The following is an 18074-nucleotide window of genomic DNA, read 5'->3' as shown; positions in this document are numbered from 1 at the left end:
CCCCAGATCCGCCGTTTCCTCGCCTCCAGCCTCGTTCAACCGCCAATACCCGTACGGGCCCGAGTCCAGGACCGCCGCCCGATAGTTGGAGCCGCTGCCGTACTCGTAACGGGTGCACACAGGCTCGGCACCGGGAGCGCATACCTTTGTCAGCCTGCCGGCGTCGTACTCGTATGTCCATGTCAACGCCTGGCCGTCGACGGGATCAGTGGACACACGGGTGACGTGGCTCCCGGTCCAGGTGAAGCGGAGCGACCGTCCGCCCATCGCACTCACCGTGGACAGCAACCCCGCCGCGTCATAGGCCAGGTCCTGGCTACGCCCCCGGCTGTCCGAGATCGTGCTCAGCCGCCCGTCCCCGTCGAACACGTACGAGGTGGCGGACTTGTCCATCAGTCTCCAGCCTCCGCCGACCACCTCCGCCAGCGTGACGAACATCCCCGGAGGCGGCTGAAACGTGCCATCGCCCTTCGCGCCGAAACGCAGCACCCGCCCATCCGGCTGCGTCACCAGCAACGCCGAACCGTCACGGACAACTTTCATGTCCCAGCGAGTGGACCAGCCGGTGCCGAACATCCCGTCGCCACGCGGATCGAAGGTGTTATAGGAACGCACGACCGACAGCGGAGGCCCTGCCACGGCCACTTTCACATCCGTCTTCGTGGTCGTGTAGTTCCCAGTGACCTGATCGAACTCCTGGCCATCCGGCCCTCGCGTCGCCAGCTGGGAACCCACCACCGGCTGCCGCACCCCCGTGGTGAAGGAGTCCGCATCCGACACCGTTTGAGCCAAGGTGCCACGGTCCTTGACCGTCACCTGCCAGAAGTACTGATGGCTCCACGCCAATTTGCCCGCGGGCACCCGCCAAAAGTGGGTGTCGCCCAGCACTCTGGAGGAAAAGCACCCCTTCACCATCGAGGCGTCGTCGCAGACCTTGAAGGTGTAGTCCATGCCGTTGTCGCTGGAGGCCCGCACCAGCAACAACGGCGTCAACGTGTCAGCCAGCGCCCAATCCAGCGGAAAACGGTCCTCAATCACTGGCGAGCAACACGCCGCGTCTCGCTGCTCGATACGTCGTGTCCCGCTGGGAAGCTCCCGCTCTTCCTTCCCAGCAGGAGGCTCGGTGCGAACCCGCTGCTCCAGCGGCACAGCGCCTTCCGGACGCCTACCGTCCCCGTCCGGCTCTGGCACGCCTGCGGAAGCCTGCGCCACGGATGAGGGCACCAGCGACGGCAGACCGGCCGCCGTTTCGGCCATCTGCCGGGGCATATCATCCGTTCCCCCGGTGACCGATAACTCCAGGTTCACAAGTTCCACGGCCTGAGCAGGAATGGAAATAAGCGTCAGCAACCCAGGCAGCACGGCCATGAGGATCGCGAGCACCTGCAGCCCTGATCGAGCCCATGCCCCATACACGGCTCGATGCCTCGCCCGGTCGTCCTTGCCGGGGAGCAACGCCGACTGTCTGCGAAGCGTCCTGACCCGCCTCGCCATCCTGCCCAACCGGTTCATCAACGGCCTCGATCCATGAAGGGGAGACCCAGGGCGTCACATGACGGAATCAACGCACCAGGCCGAACGTGTCGATGGCAGGATGCGACCCAGCACTCTCGATCTTGGCACCGCCAACTCTCGATCTTGTCGTGCTGATCTGATATTCAGAGGTTCCAGCTACGGAGCTCCTGGTCACGCCGTGGCGGGTTCGGCACCACCCACACTTCACGACCTGGCTCTAGGAGGGGCATGTGGAGTATCGGATCCTGGGCCCGGTGGATCTGTGGCGCGACGGACACTCGGTTTCCGTCGTCGGCCAGAAGCAGCGGACCCTCCTGGCGGTCCTTGTGCTCAACGCAAACCACGTGGTCTCTCACGACCGGCTGCTCGCCGCGCTCTGGGGGACGGACCTCCCGGCAACAGGCCGGAAGCTGCTGCACAACCACCTGTGGTCACTGCGGCGCCTGCTGAGCACTCCCGTTCATCTGTCCGGCACGCCGACGGGCTACCGGCTCCATGTGCCGCCGGGCGGTGCCGATCTCGCCATCTTCACCGCCGGGGTCCGGGCGGCACGCACGTCCCAGGCCGCCGGCGACGTTCAGCGGGCGGCGGAGCAGTTCCGCGAGGCGCTGACATTGTGGCGCGGCTCCGCGCTGGCGGGCACCCGGGACGAGCTGATGCTCACGCAGGGCGCCGCGCTTGACGAACTGCGGATCGCCGCGCTCGCCGACCGGATCGAAGCCGATCTCGCCGTTGGGCGCCATGCGGATCTGATCAGCGAGTTACGGCACCTCGTGACGGAACATCCCCTGCAGGAACGGCTGCGCGGCCACCTGATGACGGCACTCCACCGCTCAGGCCGCACCGCGGAGGCCCTTGAGGAATATCGAATCGGGCGTCACCATCTGCGTCAGGAGCTCGGGCTGGATCCGGGCCAGGAGCTGACCTCCCTGCACCAGGAGATCCTGCGTGCAGCCCCCGCGAAGACAGGCCCGTCCCCAGCCGGTGCGACGGACACGACCGCTCTTAGACGATCCGTGACACCGCGCCAGCTGCCGGCCGACATCGTCCGTTTCACCGGACGCGAGGACGACATGCATCATCTGGATCGTTTGCTGTCGGGCGAACCCGGCGCGGTGACGATGGCCGTCGTGACAGGTGCGCCGGGGATCGGCAAAACCGCGCTCGCGACGCGTTGGGGCCACCGGCACGAGGCGCGCTTCCCGGACGGGCAGCTCTACATCGACCTGCACGGCTATTCACCCGGGGAGCCTGCGACGGCCATGCAGGCCTTGCACCAGCTCCTGCACGGACTTGGCGTGGCTCAGGACGCGATCCCCCACGGAATGGGCGAGAAAGAAACGCTGTACCGGTCGTTGCTGGCCGACCGGCGGCTGCTTCTGGTGCTCGACAACGCCGCCAGGGCCGACCAGATCCGTCCCCTGCTACCCGGCGGTTCCCGCTGCAAAGTGGTGATCACGAGCCGAGATTCGTTACGCGGTCTCGTCACCACTCATGACGTGTACAGCGTGGTTCTCGACGTGCTGTCGGCCGAGGAGGCGATGACGTTACTCGCCTCGATCCTGGGCGAGGAGCGAGTGTCCCGCGAGATGGACGCCGCGAAGTCGCTGGCCCGCCTGTGCGGTCATCTGCCCCTCGCCCTCCGCCTGGCCGCGGCCCATCTCTGGGGCCAGCCGGACATGCCCATCGGCGACTTCTTGGCCGCTTTCCTCGCAGACGATCCACTGTCCGTGCTCGAGATCGAGGGCGACCCCGGTGTCGGCGTCCGGCACGCTTTCGAACTGTCGTACCAAGGGCTCACGGAAACATGCCAGCGGACGTTCAGGATGATGGGGTTGCACCCCGGCCCGAACCTCGGTGTCGACGAGCTTCTCGTCATGACGGAGGAGTCCAGGAACGACATCGACTCGGCGGTCGACGCGCTCATCAGAGCACATCTCGTCCACCGCGACGGCAATGGCCGCTACTTCCTGCACGATCTCGTGTGGCTCTTCGCGCGCGAGCTCAGCCACGCTCACGACGGCGAACAGCTCCGGCACGACGCCCTGTTCCGGCTGTTCGACTGGCTCCTGCACGCCTCAAGGGCGGCGATGGACCAGGTTTACATGTCCAGCCTCAACCACGAGCTCAAGTGCTCGCCTCCCGTACACGACGTGCCTGTGTTCGACGGGTTCGCTCCCGCCGCTGCCTGGCTGGAGCTCCGGTATCCCATGCTCATGTCCGTGATCCAGTACGCCGGGCGGCACGGCTACAACGCCCACGCCTGGCAGCTGGTGGAGACACTGGACTACTTCTTCTACCTGAGGAACCAGGTCGATGACTGGCTGGCAAGCCTCCGGCTGGCGTTGGAGGCGGTACGGGTCCTGAGTGACCGAGACGGTGAAGGACGCGTACTGAATGCCCTGGGCATGGCTCTACTCATGGCCGGACGCGTGCGGGAATGCATCGAGTACCAGCAGCAGGCCTTGAATCTGAGCCGCGTGGTCGGCGATCCCGTGCGCGAGGCGTACGCGCTCTACAGGATCGGATACAGCCGCCTCTGGAACGGAGACTTCCGCCAGTCGATGGCCGACAACCTGAGGGCGGTCGACTTGTATCGGCAACTGGGCAACGAGCGTGGGGAGATCCTGGCGACAGTGGCTCTAGGGATCGTCAATCTCCGGATGGGGCGATCGTCCGAGGCTCTGTCCTGCCTACGTAGATGCCTCGACTACGACCGTGCGAACGGCAACCGTAGCGACGAGGGCTACACGCTCACCCTGCTAGGAGACGTCTATGACGAGCTGGGCGACTCAGAGACGGCCCTGGACTGTTACGAACGCGCCTTTCGCCTGAACGGGGAGATCGGCCAGACCAGGTTCGAGGCCGGCGCGCTCAACGGCATCGGCCGGGTGTACCGCAAGCAGGGCCGTCTCGCCGAATCGGCCGAGTCGCATCTGCGGGCGCTCGCCCTCATCAGAGACGGCGGCGACCGCACCACCGAGTGCGAGATCTTGTTGGACCTGGGCCACTATCACCTGGCAGGCGGAGACGCCCTTGAGGCGCTGAGGAACTGTCGCCTCGCCCTGGAAATAGCCGACGAGATCACCGACCGTTTCCTGCAAGGGCTCACACACCGCGCCGTCGCGGGCGCTCACCACGCTCTCGGTCAGCCAAGCAGAGCGGAACACCATCTCCGTGAAGCTCTCAGCATTCTCGCCCCCATGGGCGTCCCGCAGGCCGAGGATGTCGCCAAGCGCCTGCCATGAACCGGAACGGCGGTGACGGGCGGCCCGTCAAGGAAGATCTTCCTTAGTTCTCCTGACAGAGAGTGTTTACCTTGTCACCATGGGCGCATGCGTCGTGGTGATCTGACGAACGCCGAATGGGAACGGCTGGCGCCGCTGCTGCCCCCGGAAGAGTTGCTACCCCTTGACGACAGACGCGGACGTCCGCGGACCGGCCATCGGGCGGCGATCAACGCAATGCTCTATCAGGCCCGCACCGGGGAGCACTGGCGAGATCTGCCACAGCGGTTCGGATGCTGGGTCGCTATATATAAGCGTCATCGACGGTGGGCGGCGGACGGAACCTGGCAACAGTTGTTGTCCGCGATCGAAGTCGTTCAGGGCACGAGCGCCCAAACGCCCAGCGATGCATCGAGTCGCCGCCCCAAGCTGCGCGCCGTCCCGCCGCCGACACCTCGGCGCAGGAGAGCGACGCCGAGCGATCCGGTGCTGACACGGCTCCGCGCCCATCTGGCGGAGGTCGTCGGCCAGAGGACCGTATAGGTCGCGTACGGGCGCTCCATGCGCGTGTTGATACGTGGCATCGGCCCTCGATGGTCACCCGTGGCCTGGCGGGCGAGTTCGAGTATCACTTGACCGGCCCCTGTCTGAACGCGCACAACGGCGACCCTGCATCCCCCACCTCTATATAAAGGGAACGTTCCTCGGGCCTGGGACGACCGGCCCGCCGGGGCACGAGGGACCGGGCGGCGACCAGGGCGATGCCTCCCCCTTGGCCAGGAACCGGCCGCACAGCGGCTCCGGCGACCCGCACCGGCCCGCGCCCTCGCGGCGATCACCGCCCACCTCTCCTCGCGAGCCGAGGGAACGCCCGTCGTTGCCCCAGCAGCAAATCCCGACAAACCAGGCGAATGTGGATGTATTGGGTCGGAACCTGAAGATCGCCTGAGAGGAGGCGAGCATCTTAGACGGGGCAGGCTCCGATCTGGTTCCTGTGATCTAAGTCACGTTTTCCCGGCTACGTTCTGTGTCGGAGTGCTAACGGACCTTTCGTCCCGGCAGCAACATGTCGCCCATACCCTGCGAAGATGTAACCCTTCGGTCACCATACGCGAAGATCTCTGACTGGTAACAGCACGGTAACGGCGGTAAGAGTCACTTCCGGATCTTCCAAACCGGGTTCCACCTGCGGAGATCACCACGCTATGTTCCTTGCTATCCCTTTACTGACGCATGGGACGCAAGTTGCGACCCACGACAGAGCAAGGAGCAGTTCCCTTGAAGCGCATTCTCATCCCCGCCGGTGGTGCCGTTCTCGCCACCGGTCTTCTGGCTGCCGGCCTCGTCGGCTCGGCTCAGGCTGACAGCGACGTCGCCAAGGACAACATGGCGACCAGCGCGGCCAACGCGAAGGCCATCGCGAACTTCTGGGCGGAGAACAACGGTGCTGCCCTTAAGGCCGCCAAGCAGTCCGACATCTGGACCAAGTCCGATGTCTCCAAGCTGCAGAGCAAGGGCGGCTACAGCTCGGACACCAAGCCGGGTTCGACCGCTCCGATCGGCCAGGAGAAGAAGTCCTCGTCGAAGACGCAGAACGTCAACTTCCCGAAGACCATCGGTAAGGTGTTCTTCGTCAACAGCAAGGGCGAGAAGAAGTGGTGCTCCGCCACTTCGATCCAGTCGAGCCACCGCAACCTGGTCGCCACGGCCGGCCACTGCGTGTACGACACCGCGACGAACTCGGCCACCATGGACAAGTGGGTCTTCGTCCCCGGTTACTACCAGGGCAAGTCCCCGTGGGGCATCTACGTCGGCAAGACCGCCTTCACCCACTACGACTTCGACGTGTACGAGGACTACGACCGCGACTACGCGTTCGTCACCGTGTACAACGGTGTCAAGCTCGACGCGAGCAAGTCCAAGAACGTCACCAAGGAAGAGTGGGACAAGTACGAGGGCATCAAGGATGCCAAGGACGTCGAGGTCAGCCGGGAGGAGTTCCGCAAGGGCAAGCTCGACCCGAAGACCGCAGACTACTACTGGGTGAAGAGGGGCTCGGCGCCTGAGGCGACCGGTCCCGACTACCCGGGTGCCGAGGTCGGCAAGGTCGAGGTTTCCGAGACCCAATACAAGGCTGCCCGCGTGGGCAAGGGCAACGGCCGCAAGTTCGGTGAGCCCATCACCGAGATCGTGACCGACAACGAGGCTGCCGCCTACAAGGCCAAGCAGGCTCAGGACCCGACGAAGTACCCGGCCAAGGTGGTCAAGGACCGCCGCGGCAACTGGACGATCACGCACTTCTACGTCCAGCAGTGGTACAAGCCGGGCTCGGACTCGAAGTACTTCAAGACCGTCTTCTACATCATCGAGGACTTCGCCAAGGACGCGGGTCGTCTCGGTGACAACGTCGGCGGTCAGGGCTTCGCGTGGAACCAGCCCACCGGCAAGGCCGTGCGCGTGTTCGGCTACCCGGCCGCTCCTCACCCCGACGGCAACAAGGCCTACACCGGCATTACTCCGAAGTGGTGCTACGGCAAGACCACGAAGAAGCTGGTCGGCTCGAAGGCCAAGAAGATCGAGGAGCACGTCGCCCTCAAGTGCGCCATGACCGAGGGCGCCGACGGTGGCCCGTGGCTGTACAAGTACAGCAACGCCAAGCGTCTCGGCTACGTGAACGGTGTCATCAGCACCTTCAACGACCAGGACGGCAACGGCCGCGTTGACTACATCTCGTCGCCGTACTTCGACGGCGAGACCAACACCGTCTACAAGGCCGCTGCGGCCTCGTGGTCCGGCAAGGTCGTCTAAGTAACTCGTAGCGACCGGCCCTAAACCGTTCGTTAGGCGTTACAAGCGAGGGGCTCGGCATGTGCCGAGCCCCTCTGCTTTTCCGGCCCAGAAGTGAAGGCGTTTTGACGCATGGGACCGCCAGATGGTGCCATGCATCCTTTGTGATCTGTGTCACATAGAAGCGTCGGCCTTGATTCGCGCAACCCCCGCGCCTCGCTGGTCACCCTGACAACGTACTTATGTTGATCAGGGCAAACGGCGAGAAGGTGAGCTTCGCTCAGCTCCTGCGGTTTAGCCAGTTAAACATCACGAAACGATCACGCCCGACTTGTCGCAGCTTTTCCTGGCAAAGCGGCTACCGGTTCCCAAGATCGACACTGTATGTTCCTGGCTATCCCTTTACTGACGCATGGGACGCAAGAGGCGTTCCACGACAGCGCAAGGAGTCATTGTGAAGCGCATCCTCATCCCGGCTGGTGGCGTGGTTCTGGCCACCGGTCTTCTGGCTGCCGGCCTGGCCGGCACCGCCCAGGCCGCCGACAAGACCGTCGCCAGCGACGCTCTGGCGGCGAACGCCCAGAAGGCGGCCGAGACGCTCGAGTTCTGGACCAAGTCCAACAACGCTGCCCTCAAGGGCGCCGTGGCGTTCAGCCCCGACGCTCTCGAGGTCAAGAAGATCCAGAGCAGCGGCGGCTATACCGCGGACACCAAGCCCGGTGAGACCAAGCCGATCGGCGAGGAAGGCAAGTCCTCCTCCAAGACCCAGAACGTCAACTTCCCGAAGACCATCGGTAAGGTGTTCTTCGAGGGTCGCGACGGCAAGCTGTACTGGTGCTCGGGCACCTCGATCCAGTCGAAGTACCGCAACCTGGTCGCCACGGCCGGCCACTGCGTGTACGACATCAAGGCCAACCAGGAGACCGTGTCTCGCTGGGTCTTCGTCCCCGGTTACTACCAGGGCAAGGCTCCTTGGGGCGTCTACGTGGGTAAGCAGGCCTTCACCCACTACGACTTCGACGTGTACGAGGACTTCGACCGCGACTACGCGTTCGTCACCGTCTACGACGGCATCGGCGGCACGCTGAACAAGCCGAAGCAGGTCACCAAGGCCGAGTTCGACGCCTACAAGGGCGAGAAGGAGGCCAAGGACGTCGAGGTCAGCAGGGAAGAGTTCCGCAAGGGCAAGCTCGACCCGAAGACCTCCGACTACTACTGGCGTCAGAAGGGCAGCGACGCTGAGCTCGCCGGCCCTGACTACCCTGGCGCTGAGGTGGCCAAGGTCGAGGTCAACGAGGCTCGGTACAAGGCTGCCCGCGTGGGCAAGGGCAACGGTCGCAAGTTCGGCGAGCCCATCGTCGAGAACGTGACCTACAACGAGGCTGCCGCCTACCTGAAGAACCAGGAAGCGAACCCGGCCAAGTTCCCCGGCACCGTCAAGCTGGACCGGCGGGGCAACTCCACGATCACGCACTACTACGTGCAGGCGTGGTACAAGCCGGGCACCGACAAGAAGTTCTACCGCACCGACTTCTTCATCATCGTTCACGAGGTGAAGAGCGTCGGCAAGCTGGGCGACAACGTCGGTGGCCAGGGCTTCTCGTGGAACCAGCCGACCGGCAAGGCTATCCGGACGTTCGGTTACCCGCAGGGCGCGCACCCCGACGGCAACAAGGCCTACACGGGCGTTACGCCGAAGTGGTGCTACGGCAAGACCAGCAAGAACACCTACAAGATCGCCCAGTACCGGGTCGAGGAGCAGGTGGCGCTGAAGTGCGCCGTCACCGGTGGCTACGCCGGTGGCCCGTGGCTGTACAAGTACAGCAACGCCAAGCGCCTCGGCTACGTGAACGGTGTCACCAGCCTGATCGTCGACAGCGACGACAACAAGCGCTACGACACCATCACCTCGGCGTACTTCGACGGTGAGGCCAACACGGTCTACAAGGCCGCTGCGGCCGCGTGGTCCGGCAAGCTCATCCCGTAGTTCACTGCGGACCCCGAACGAGGACTCGTCTTCGTTCACCAGCACGACCAGAGGGCTCGGCATCCAGCCGGGCCCTTTGCCCTTTATTAGCGTGAAATCCGTGAATCCCCTTACAAGAGTGACTGAAGGGTCGATAGGGTTCTTACGCCCGTTTTGACAACTGTGGAGCCTCCCGTGAAGCGCCTGCTCATCCCCCTAGCCGCCGCCGGCCTGAGCGCCGTGACCCTTGCCGCACCCGCCAACGCCCAACCGCACTGGGCGTCCGACGACCTCCAACCCAAGCCCGCCGACGCTTACGGCGCCGCCTTCTTCTGGCTCGACTCCAACGGAGCCGCGCTGAAGAAGGCCACCCAGTACAACCTGGACACCAAGGCCCCGCCGAAGCTCGTGTCCTCGGGGGGCAGCGGCAGCTCGTCCGACGGCAAGCCCGGGAGCACCGCCCCGACCGGCACCACCAAGAGCTCTGCCAAGGTGTCGAGCGTCAACCTGCCCAAGACCGTCGGCAAGGTCTTCTTCCTCGACAAGGCCGGCAACTACCGCTGGTGCACGGCCACGTCCATCCAGTCCAGGAACCGCAACCTGGTCGCCACCGCCGGGCACTGCGTGTTCGAGAACGGCAAGGACGACGTCTACGACAAGTGGATCTTCGTCCCGGGCTACTACCAGGGCAAGGCCCCCTGGGGTGTCTACGTCGGCGCGTACGCCTTCACCGCGTACGACCTCGACACCTACGACGACTACGACGGCGACTACGCCTTCGTCGCCGTGCACAACGGCTTCGGCCTGGGCCCGGACAAGCGAGTCACCGCCAAGGAGTTCAAGGCCTGGGCCGGCGACAAGTGGGTGAAGCCGCGTGAGATCAGCCGCGAGGAGTACGTCAAGTGCGTGCTGAACCTCGGCGAATGCTGGTCCGAGGGCAAGAACACGCCGGCTGACCTGGTCGGCCCCGACTACCCCGGCGCCGTCCTCGAGAAGGTCGAGGTCAGCGCGGCCAAGTACAAGGCCGCCAGGGTCGGCAAGGGCCAGGGCTTCAAGTTCGGTGAGCCCGTCGTCGAGCACGTCACCCAGCCCAAGTGGGCCGCCTACAACGGCCCCGGCGACAAGGGCAGGGGCCCCGACGCCCTCGGCAACTACAAGATCACCCACTACTACGTGCAGAAGTGGGTCAAGCCCGGCACGTCCCGTAAGTACTACGAGGCGCAGTACATCATCGGCATCGCCAAGGACATGGGCCGGCTCGGCGACACCGTCGGCGGTCAGGGCTTCTCCTGGAACCAGCCGCTGAACCAGAAGGTCATGGCCTTCGGCTACCCCTCCGCCCCGCACCCCGACGGCGACAAGCCCTTCACCGGGGTGACGCCGAAGCACTGCTACGGCAAGACCGGCACCAAGAAGTATCAGGTCAACATGTTCAGGGTCGACACGCACCAGGTGCTCAAGTGCTCGATGACCCCCGGCGCCGACGGCGGCCCGTGGCTCATGAAGTACAGCAACGCCAAGCGCGTGGGCTACGTCAACGGCGTGACGAGCATGTTCCACGACACCGACAAGAACGGCCGGATCGACTACATCAGCTCGGCCGTCTTCGACAGTGAGACGGCCGACGTGTACAACAAGGCCAACTACGCGACCACCAAGAGGATCGTCGGCCCGCACGGCGAGCTTCTCAAGTAAGAGGTCCAGCGCGCCGGCCCGGATCGCCCGCAGGGGCGGTCCGGGCCGTTTCGTGTTCAGACGGCGGTGGACAACTCGCGCTCGCGCAGCGCCCGCACGGGCCGCTCGTTGCGGTAGGGCTTCAGGCGCCGCCGGAGGTCGTCGGCGTAGGAGCGGGACCTGGCCGACTGCAGCTCACCCGACAGCGCCAGCGCGCCGGACGCGACCTGGCAGGCCTCCTCCAGCTCGCCCGACTGCAGCAGGCCGGCGGCCAGCAGCGACAGGTTGAACATCCGCCCTCGCACGTAGCGGGAGTCCATGTCGAGCGAACGGTGCGCGTGGCGGACGACCTGCTCGCCCTCCCCCAGGTCGCGGAAGCAGTGGGCGAACTTGGCCGACAGGTAGGCCTCGTCGAAGTAGCTCAGCCACGGGGGCTCGTCGGCGGGCCTGCGGGCGTCGAAGGCGCGCTCCGCCTCGTTGAGCGAGGCGGAGCAGGAGCGGGTGTCGCCCATGCCGGCGTGGGCGTGGGCCTCCAGCACCTGCGAGGAGGCCAGCAGGGTTTTCACGCCGGCGCTGCGAGCCGCCATCTGGGCGGCCCTGGCCAGGTCGAGTGCGTGCGCCGGCTGGCCCATGTAGATGGCCTGGTGGGCCATGCCGGCCAGGATCTCCCCGCCCAGGGTCTGGTCGTCGGCGCCCCTGGCCAGGCGCAGGGCCTGGATGAGGTAGCGCTGGGCGAGGCCGTGCTGCTCCATGTCGTAGGCCATCCACCCGGCCAGCCGGGTCAGCTCGGCGGCCGCGGTGGCCAGCTGCTTGCCGGTGGCGTCGTCGTAGGAGCCGTCCTTGAGCAGCGGCGAGACGGCGTTGTCGAGATATCTCACCACGGACGAGCGGACACGGCCGCTGCCGAAGCGGTTGTCGAGCTCACCGAACGATCGGGTGACCTCGCGGATGGCGACGATGTCCGCGCGGCCCACCCGCCGCGCGCCCATGCCGCTCGGGCGTCCCTCGGTGGGGAACGTCAACCAGCGTATGGCTCCTACGGAGCCGGCTCCGATCGCGAAGGTCGAGTCGATCAGGAACCTTCGTCGCTCTACATCGGCACGCCATAGCGCCGTCACGGTCGCGACCCCCTCCTGCCAGGTGTGCGTGAACTCCTGTCCGAGATCGAGGGGGGAGATGACCGGCATGCCAAGGTCGTCCGAGGTGACCCGTCTGCCCAGCCGTAGCGCGAAGATCTCGGTGAGCAGACTTGGCACGGGATCGCGCGGCCTCTGACCGCTGATCCAGCGCAGCACGGAACTGTGGTCGTACTTGAGGCCTGGTGTCCCGCGTGCGGCTCCCAGATCGTTGAGACGTCTGGCCAATCCCTTATGGGAGAACCCCGCCTCCGCGATGAGTTGCTGCAGCAGACGGTTAGGCTCGCGTTCCATCGCTCTCCTCGTCGCAGGAGCCGGCGCCCACAAATCTTTACAGAGAGCTACAGTTATAGCACCTAGCGTAAAGAGAATATGGCAGTTCGCTGACCTCAACCAGACTCTGTCCCGCACCCGGCCCGTCGGCGATCCCCTCCTCCTGGAGAGGTCCGCATCTACCCGCCGTCGCGCGGGATAACCGCGGCAAGAAGAGAGCGAGGGCCGTCGGGCCCCCGCTCAGGAGTGATGCCGCAGGTCAGGCGCGGGCCACGCCGTCGGCGCGGGCCTGGGCGGCCACGGCGGCCGTCACGGCGGGCGCGACCCGGTCGTCGAACGGGCTCGGGATGACGTACGTCGCCGCCAGGTCGTCACCGACGACGGCCGCCAGCGCGGTGGCCGCGGCCACCTTCATGTTCTCCGTGATGGTGGTGGCCCGCACGTCGAGGGCCCCGCGGAAGACGCCGGGGAAGGCCAGCACGTTGTTGATCTGGTTGGGGTGGTCGGAGCGCCCGGTGGCGACGACGGCGACGTGTTTGGCGGCCACGCCGGGCTCGACCTCGGGCGTCGGGTTGGACAGGGCGAACACCACGGCCTCGGGAGCCATGGACGCGATGGCCTGCTCCGACACCGTCGACCCCGACAGCCCGATGAACACGTCGGCGCCTGCGAGGGCGTCTTCCGTCGACCCGGTGTGCCCGGCCCGGTTGGTCTGGCGGGCGAGCGCCTCCTTGACGGGGTTGAGGCCCTCACGGCCCTCGTAGATCATGCCCTTGGAGTCGGCGACGGCGATGTCGCCGACGCCCGCCTCCAGGAGGATCTTGGTGACCGCGACGCCGGAGGCGCCGGCGCCGGCCACCACGGCGCGCAGGTCGCCGAGCGCTCGGCCGGTCAGACGGGCGGCGTTCTGGAGCGCGGCGAGCACCACGATGGCCGTGCCGTGCTGGTCGTCGTGGAAGACGGGGATGTCGAGCAGGTCGCGCAGCCGGTCTTCGACCTCGAAGCAGCGCGGGGCACTGATGTCCTCCAGGTTGATGCCGCCGAACGAGGGCGCGAGCCGCACGACGGTCTCGACGAGCGCGTCGACGTCGGTGCAGTCGAGGCAGATCGGCACGGCGTCGACGCCGGCGAACTCCTTGAACAGCAGGGCCTTGCCCTCCATGACCGGCATGGCGGCCGAGGGGCCGATGTCGCCCAGGCCGAGCACGGCGGTGCCGTCGGAGACGACGGCGACCACGTTGGGGACCCAGGTGTAGTCGCCGGCCAGCGCGGGGTTGTCGGCGATCGCGGTGCAGACCCGGGCGACGCCGGGCGTGTAGGCCAGCGACAGGTCATCGGCGTCACGGACGGGAACGGTGGAACGGACCTCGAGCTTGCCCCCGCGGTGCAGCGCGAAGGCAGGATCGACGTCGAGTGTGTCGGGAGAAGAAGATGCGGGCGTGGCAGCCACAACGACCCCTGTGTTGATCGGTAGCGGAAGAGACCTTCGGCGGACGAGCGCGAGCGGGCTGGCCTCGGTAGCTGCCAGGATCCCCTCGTCGGTCATCTCGGAGGGGGTTACGGGGGTCACCCGTGTGCCCATCTTGCCACATGGTGAGATGGTGTCGGCGCCGACGCCGTTCCGTTGACGCATCGTTAAACCCCAGATGACGTACCTGCACAAAACCCCATTTAAACTGCACAAAACGCAAGTTTCGTGGCTTTTCACTCCTAGGAGGCCGTTCATGGCCCTCAGCCTCAAGGGCCGCCGTGGCTACGCCGCCGGCGCGCTCGCCTTGACCGCCGCTCTCGCGCTCACCGCTTGCGGCGGCGAATCCGGCTCGAGCTCCGGCACCACGAGCGCCAGCGCCTCCGCAGCCGGTGGCGCCCAGCTCGTCCAGCCGGGCAAGCTCACCGTCTGCACCAACATCCCGTACGAGCCCTTCCAGTTCAAGGACGACACCGGCAAGATCGTCGGGTTCGACGTGGACATCGTCGACCTCGCCGCGAAGAAGCTCGGCGTGACCCAGAACATCGTGGACATCGACTTCGCGGTGATCAAGAGCGGTGCCGCCATGGCCGCCAAGAAGTGCGACGTGGCCGCCGCCGGCATGACCATCACCCCGGAGCGCCAGCAGAACATCACCTTCTCCGACCCGTACTTCGACGCCACGCAGGCGCTGCTGGCCAAGAAGGGCACGGGCGCCAAGTCGCTGGAGGACGTGAAGGCCAAAGGGCTCAAGCTGGGCGCGCAGGCCAGCACCACCGGCCTCGACTACGTCAAAAAGAACGGCCACAACCCGACCGAGTACGCCGACTCGTCCAAGGAACTGCTCGCCCTGCAGGCCGGCCAGGCCGACGTGGTCGTCCAGGACCTGCCCGTCGTGCTCACCTGGCTGAAGAAGCCCGAGATCGCGGCCAAGTTCGAGATGATCGCCAGCCTCGACACCGGCGAGCAGTACGGCATCGGCCTGAAGAAGGACGCCGACCCGGTGCTCCTCAAGACGATCAACGAAGAGATCGCCAAGGCCAAGCAGGACGGCACGTACGAGAAGATCTTCGTGAAGTGGTTCGACAAGAAGCCGGGCGAGCTGAGCTGATCCATGGCCGACCAGCCGACGACGGCTGAGCCTGTCCGCGCCAGGCTCAGCCCCCGGAAAAAACAGCAGATCAGCCGCGGCGTCCAGTACGCCATCCTGGTCGTGGCGCTCATCGTCGTGGCGCTGTACGCCGACTGGGGCAGCCTCGCACAAAACTTCGCCAAGGCCGACGTGGCCGAGCAGGCGCTGCCCGACCTCTTCACCATCGCGCTGCGCAACACGATCATCTACGCGGCCGGAGGGTTCATCTTCGCGTTCGTGCTGGGCCTGTTGCTCGCGCTCATGCGGATCTCCCAGGTCCGGCCCTACCGCTGGATCGCGCTCCTCTACATCGAGATCTTCCGCGGCCTGCCAGCGCTGCTGATCTTCCTGATGATCACCTTCCTGCCGCTGGCGCTGCCCGGGTTCGAGGTGCCGTTCGGCACCTACGGCCAGGGCATCCTCGGGCTCGGCCTGGTCGGCGCCGCCTACCAGGCGGAGGTCTTCCGCGCCGGGTTGCAGGCCGTGCCCAAGGGGCAGACCGAGGCCGCCAGGTCGCTGGGCATGTCGGCGACCAGGGCACAGGTCACGGTGGTGATCCCGCAGGCCGTGCGCATGGTCATCCCGCCGACGACCAACCAGTTCGTCTCCCTGCTCAAGGACTCGTCGCTGGTGTTGTTCCTGGGCGTCTCCGGCGAATATGTCGAGCTCGCCAAGTTCGGCAACGACCTGGCCTCCCAGTACGCCAACGCCACGCCCATCATGGTGGCGGGCGTGACGTACCTGATCGTCACGATCCCGCTGGGATACCTCGCGTCCCGGCTGGAGGGACGTAAGGGGAGGAACCGATGACGCACGCCATCGAGCTCAAGAACCTGCACAAATACTTCGGCAAGAACGAGGTGCTCAAGGGCATCGACATGACGGTCGAGCCCGGGCAGGTGGTCTGCGTGATCGGCCCGTCGGGATCGGGCAAGTCCACCCTGCTGCGCTGCGTCAACCTGCTGGAGCAGCCCACCAAGGGCAAGGTGTTCGTGGAGGGCATCGAGGTCACCGACCCCGACGTCGACATCGACGCCGTCCGGCGCCGCATCGGGATGGTCTTCCAGCAGTTCAACCTCTTCCCTCACATGACCGCGCTGCAGAACGTGATGATCGCCCAGCAGCGGGTGCTGAGGCGCGGCAAGCGCGAGGCCGAGGTCACCGCCAGGGAGAACCTCGACAAGGTCGGCGTCGGCGCCAAGTGCGACTCACTGCCCGGCCAGCTCTCGGGCGGGCAGCAGCAGCGGGTGGCGATCGCGAGGGCGCTGGCCATGGAGCCCGACCTGATGTTGTTCGACGAGCCGACCTCGGCGCTCGACCCCGAGCTGGTCGGCGACGTGCTGACCGTCATGCGCAAGCTCGCCGAGGAGGGGATGACCATGCTCGTGGTCACCCACGAGATGGGCTTCGCCCGCGAGGTGGCCGACCGGGTGGTGTTCATGGACGGCGGCGTGGTCGTCGAGGACGGCCCTCCGTCGCAGGTCATCGGCGACCCGCGGCATGAGCGCACCCAGGCGTTCCTGCACCGGGTGCTGCACCCCGAGGGATAGCCGCGACCGGCGGGGGCGTCTCCCCGAGCCGCTCCCGCCGCGCCGGCCGGCCGTGGTGTAATGGACCGGGATGGACCTGACCTCTTACGCCGCGTGGGCGGTCCGGCTGGCCGACGATCCCGCCCCGCCGCCCGACCTAGCCCGCCTGCGCGACGAGCTGGCCGCCGTCTTCGACGCGGCCGGCGACGACCGGCGGGTGGTCGCGCTGCTCAACACCCTGCTCGTGCGCTATCCCGTACGCCCTCAGCTCTCCGACCACGACGGCGGGCCCTGGCACCTCCATCTGGCCGACGACTACGCCGCCTGCGCCGTGATGGGCCTGGCCGCGGTCGTGGCCGAGCTGGGCGTCGACCGGCTCGGCCGGTGCCTCGACCCGCGCTGTGGCAAGGCGTTCCTCGACACCTCGTCCAACCGCTCGCGCCGCTACTGCTCGGCCCGCTGCGCCAGCCGCGCGAACGTGGCCGCCTTCCGCGCCCGCCGCAAGAACGCCTCCTGACTCAGCACGCCGGCGGGCGTGCCTGGCGCCGTCTCCGCAGCCCGGACGCCCTCCCGGCGCCGGCCCGGCGCACCAGCGGCCAGTAGCGCAGCACCACCCGGCCGACGATGTCGTGAACGGGGCCGAAGTCCCAGCTGTCGCGCCGGCCACTGGCCCGCTGGTTGTCGCTCTCCAGCCACCAGCCGTCCGCCCCGTGCCACTGCGCCCGTTTCACGATGAGGTGTTCGGGGTCGCCGGGGAGCCTGGCCACCACCAGGTCACCCGGGCGCACGGTCGCGCCGCGCCGGACGAGAAGCCAGTCTCCCGGCACCAGCGCGGGACGCATCGAATCGCCTTCGACACGCACTCTCATGGGCTGCGACCCCCTACTCCACGGGCACCGGGACCCGAGTAAGGTCGGTTGTGGACCAAGCTGATTCAGCATCAAGGAAGGACTTTCCGATGCTCGCACGACTGCTACGACCCAAGCATGTCGCATCCGCACACTGCGACCTGCCCTGCGGGGTCTACGACCCCGCTCAGGCCCGCATCGAGGCCGAGTCGGTCAAGGCGATCATGGAGAAGTACGCGGCCAACGAGGACCCGGTCTTCCGCGCCCGCGCGGTGACCATCAAGGAGGAGCGCGCGGAGCTGGTCAAGCACCACCTCTGGGTGCTCTGGACCGACTACTTCAAGCCGCCGCACCTCGAGCAGTACCCTCAGCTCCACCAGCTGTTCTGGGACGCGACAAAGCTCGCCGGCGCCGCCGGCGCCAAGGGCACGGTCGACGTCGGCAAGGCCGAGGATCTGCTGGGCAAGATCGACGAGATCTCCAAGATCTTCTGGGAGACCAAGGCCGCCTAAAACGGCA

The 18074-nt window shown here is 66.5% G+C and carries 14 protein-coding genes; 10 read left to right on the top strand and 4 right to left on the bottom strand.

The genetic code is table 11. From position 1 onward, the window contains the following. The coding region (locus E1294_RS19725; RefSeq protein ID WP_165977376.1) for an RHS repeat domain-containing protein at positions 1–1383 on the bottom strand (1383 nt) is incomplete at its 3' end. A 362-nt stretch (positions 1384–1745) separates the two neighbouring features. On the opposite strand from E1294_RS19725, the gene E1294_RS19720 reads away from it, so the two are divergent. The 5 genes from E1294_RS19720 (at position 1746) to E1294_RS19700 (ending at position 11190) form a co-directional block, all read left to right on the top strand. Further along, entirely contained in the window at positions 1746–4763 is a 3018-nt protein-coding gene (locus tag E1294_RS19720; RefSeq protein WP_132510143.1) for an AfsR/SARP family transcriptional regulator, read from the top strand. A gap of 87 nt (positions 4764–4850) precedes the next feature. Further along, complete coding sequence (locus tag E1294_RS19715) at positions 4851–5285, top strand: transposase (RefSeq protein ID WP_132510141.1); 435 nt, start codon at positions 4851–4853, stop codon at positions 5283–5285. Positions 5286–6020: 735 nt separating this feature from the next. Beyond that, positions 6021–7550, top strand: a complete 1530-nt coding sequence (locus E1294_RS19710; protein ID WP_132510139.1) for a trypsin-like serine peptidase — start codon at positions 6021–6023, stop codon at positions 7548–7550. Between the two features lie 433 nt (positions 7551–7983). Beyond that, positions 7984–9516: a trypsin-like serine peptidase gene (locus E1294_RS19705; protein WP_132510137.1), complete on the top strand. Its 1533-nt coding sequence runs from the start codon at positions 7984–7986 to the stop codon at positions 9514–9516. A gap of 174 nt (positions 9517–9690) precedes the next feature. Then, entirely contained in the window at positions 9691–11190 is a 1500-nt protein-coding gene (locus E1294_RS19700) for a trypsin-like serine peptidase (RefSeq protein WP_132510135.1), read from the top strand. A 56-nt stretch (positions 11191–11246) separates the two neighbouring features. On the opposite strand, the gene E1294_RS19695 is transcribed toward E1294_RS19700, so the two are convergent. Together E1294_RS19695 and E1294_RS19690 are read right to left on the bottom strand one after the other, a co-directional pair. Next, positions 11247–12599, bottom strand: a complete 1353-nt coding sequence (locus tag E1294_RS19695) for an NsdA family TPR-like regulatory protein (RefSeq protein WP_132510133.1) — start codon at positions 12597–12599, stop codon at positions 11247–11249. Positions 12600–12837: 238 nt separating this feature from the next. After that, positions 12838–14028: an NAD(P)-dependent malic enzyme gene (locus E1294_RS19690; protein ID WP_246083122.1), complete on the bottom strand. Its 1191-nt coding sequence runs from the start codon at positions 14026–14028 to the stop codon at positions 12838–12840. 274 nt (positions 14029–14302) lie between these two features. On the opposite strand from E1294_RS19690, the gene E1294_RS19685 reads away from it, so the two are divergent. The 4 genes from E1294_RS19685 to E1294_RS19670 all read left to right on the top strand — a co-directional run bounded on the left by E1294_RS19685 (position 14303) and on the right by E1294_RS19670 (position 17224). Then, positions 14303–15157 carry an ABC transporter substrate-binding protein gene (locus E1294_RS19685; RefSeq protein ID WP_132510131.1) on the top strand — a complete coding sequence of 285 codons (855 nt, stop codon included), beginning with the start codon at positions 14303–14305 and terminating at the stop codon, positions 15155–15157. 3 nt (positions 15158–15160) lie between these two features. Continuing rightward, positions 15161–15988, top strand: coding sequence for an amino acid ABC transporter permease (locus tag E1294_RS19680; RefSeq protein ID WP_132510129.1), 828 nt, complete (start codon positions 15161–15163; stop codon positions 15986–15988). Beyond that, positions 15985–16728: an amino acid ABC transporter ATP-binding protein gene (locus E1294_RS19675; RefSeq protein ID WP_132510127.1), complete on the top strand. Its 744-nt coding sequence runs from the start codon at positions 15985–15987 to the stop codon at positions 16726–16728. Before E1294_RS19680 ends, E1294_RS19675 begins: the two co-directional genes overlap by 4 nt. Before the next feature lie 70 nt (positions 16729–16798). Next, complete coding sequence (locus E1294_RS19670) at positions 16799–17224, top strand: CGNR zinc finger domain-containing protein (RefSeq protein ID WP_132510125.1); 426 nt, start codon at positions 16799–16801, stop codon at positions 17222–17224. Position 17225: 1 nt separating this feature from the next. Here E1294_RS19670 and E1294_RS19665 read toward each other — a convergent pair whose 3' ends face one another. Continuing rightward, positions 17226–17648, bottom strand: coding sequence for a S24 family peptidase (locus E1294_RS19665; protein WP_220447828.1), 423 nt, complete (start codon positions 17646–17648; stop codon positions 17226–17228). Positions 17649–17665: 17 nt separating this feature from the next. On the opposite strand from E1294_RS19665, the gene sodN reads away from it, so the two are divergent. Next, positions 17666–18067 (top strand): superoxide dismutase, Ni, encoded by a 402-nt coding sequence (sodN, locus tag E1294_RS19660; protein WP_132331356.1) that lies wholly within the window; start codon positions 17666–17668, stop codon positions 18065–18067. The last annotated feature ends 7 nt before the right edge of the window (positions 18068–18074 follow it).

The sequence above is a fragment of the Nonomuraea diastatica genome, assembly GCF_004349015.1.
Classification (GTDB): Bacteria; Actinomycetota; Actinomycetes; order Streptosporangiales; family Streptosporangiaceae; genus Nonomuraea; species Nonomuraea diastatica.
The sequence above is the reverse complement of the archived record's forward strand: the minus strand, read 5'-3'. Positions and strand labels throughout refer to the sequence as shown.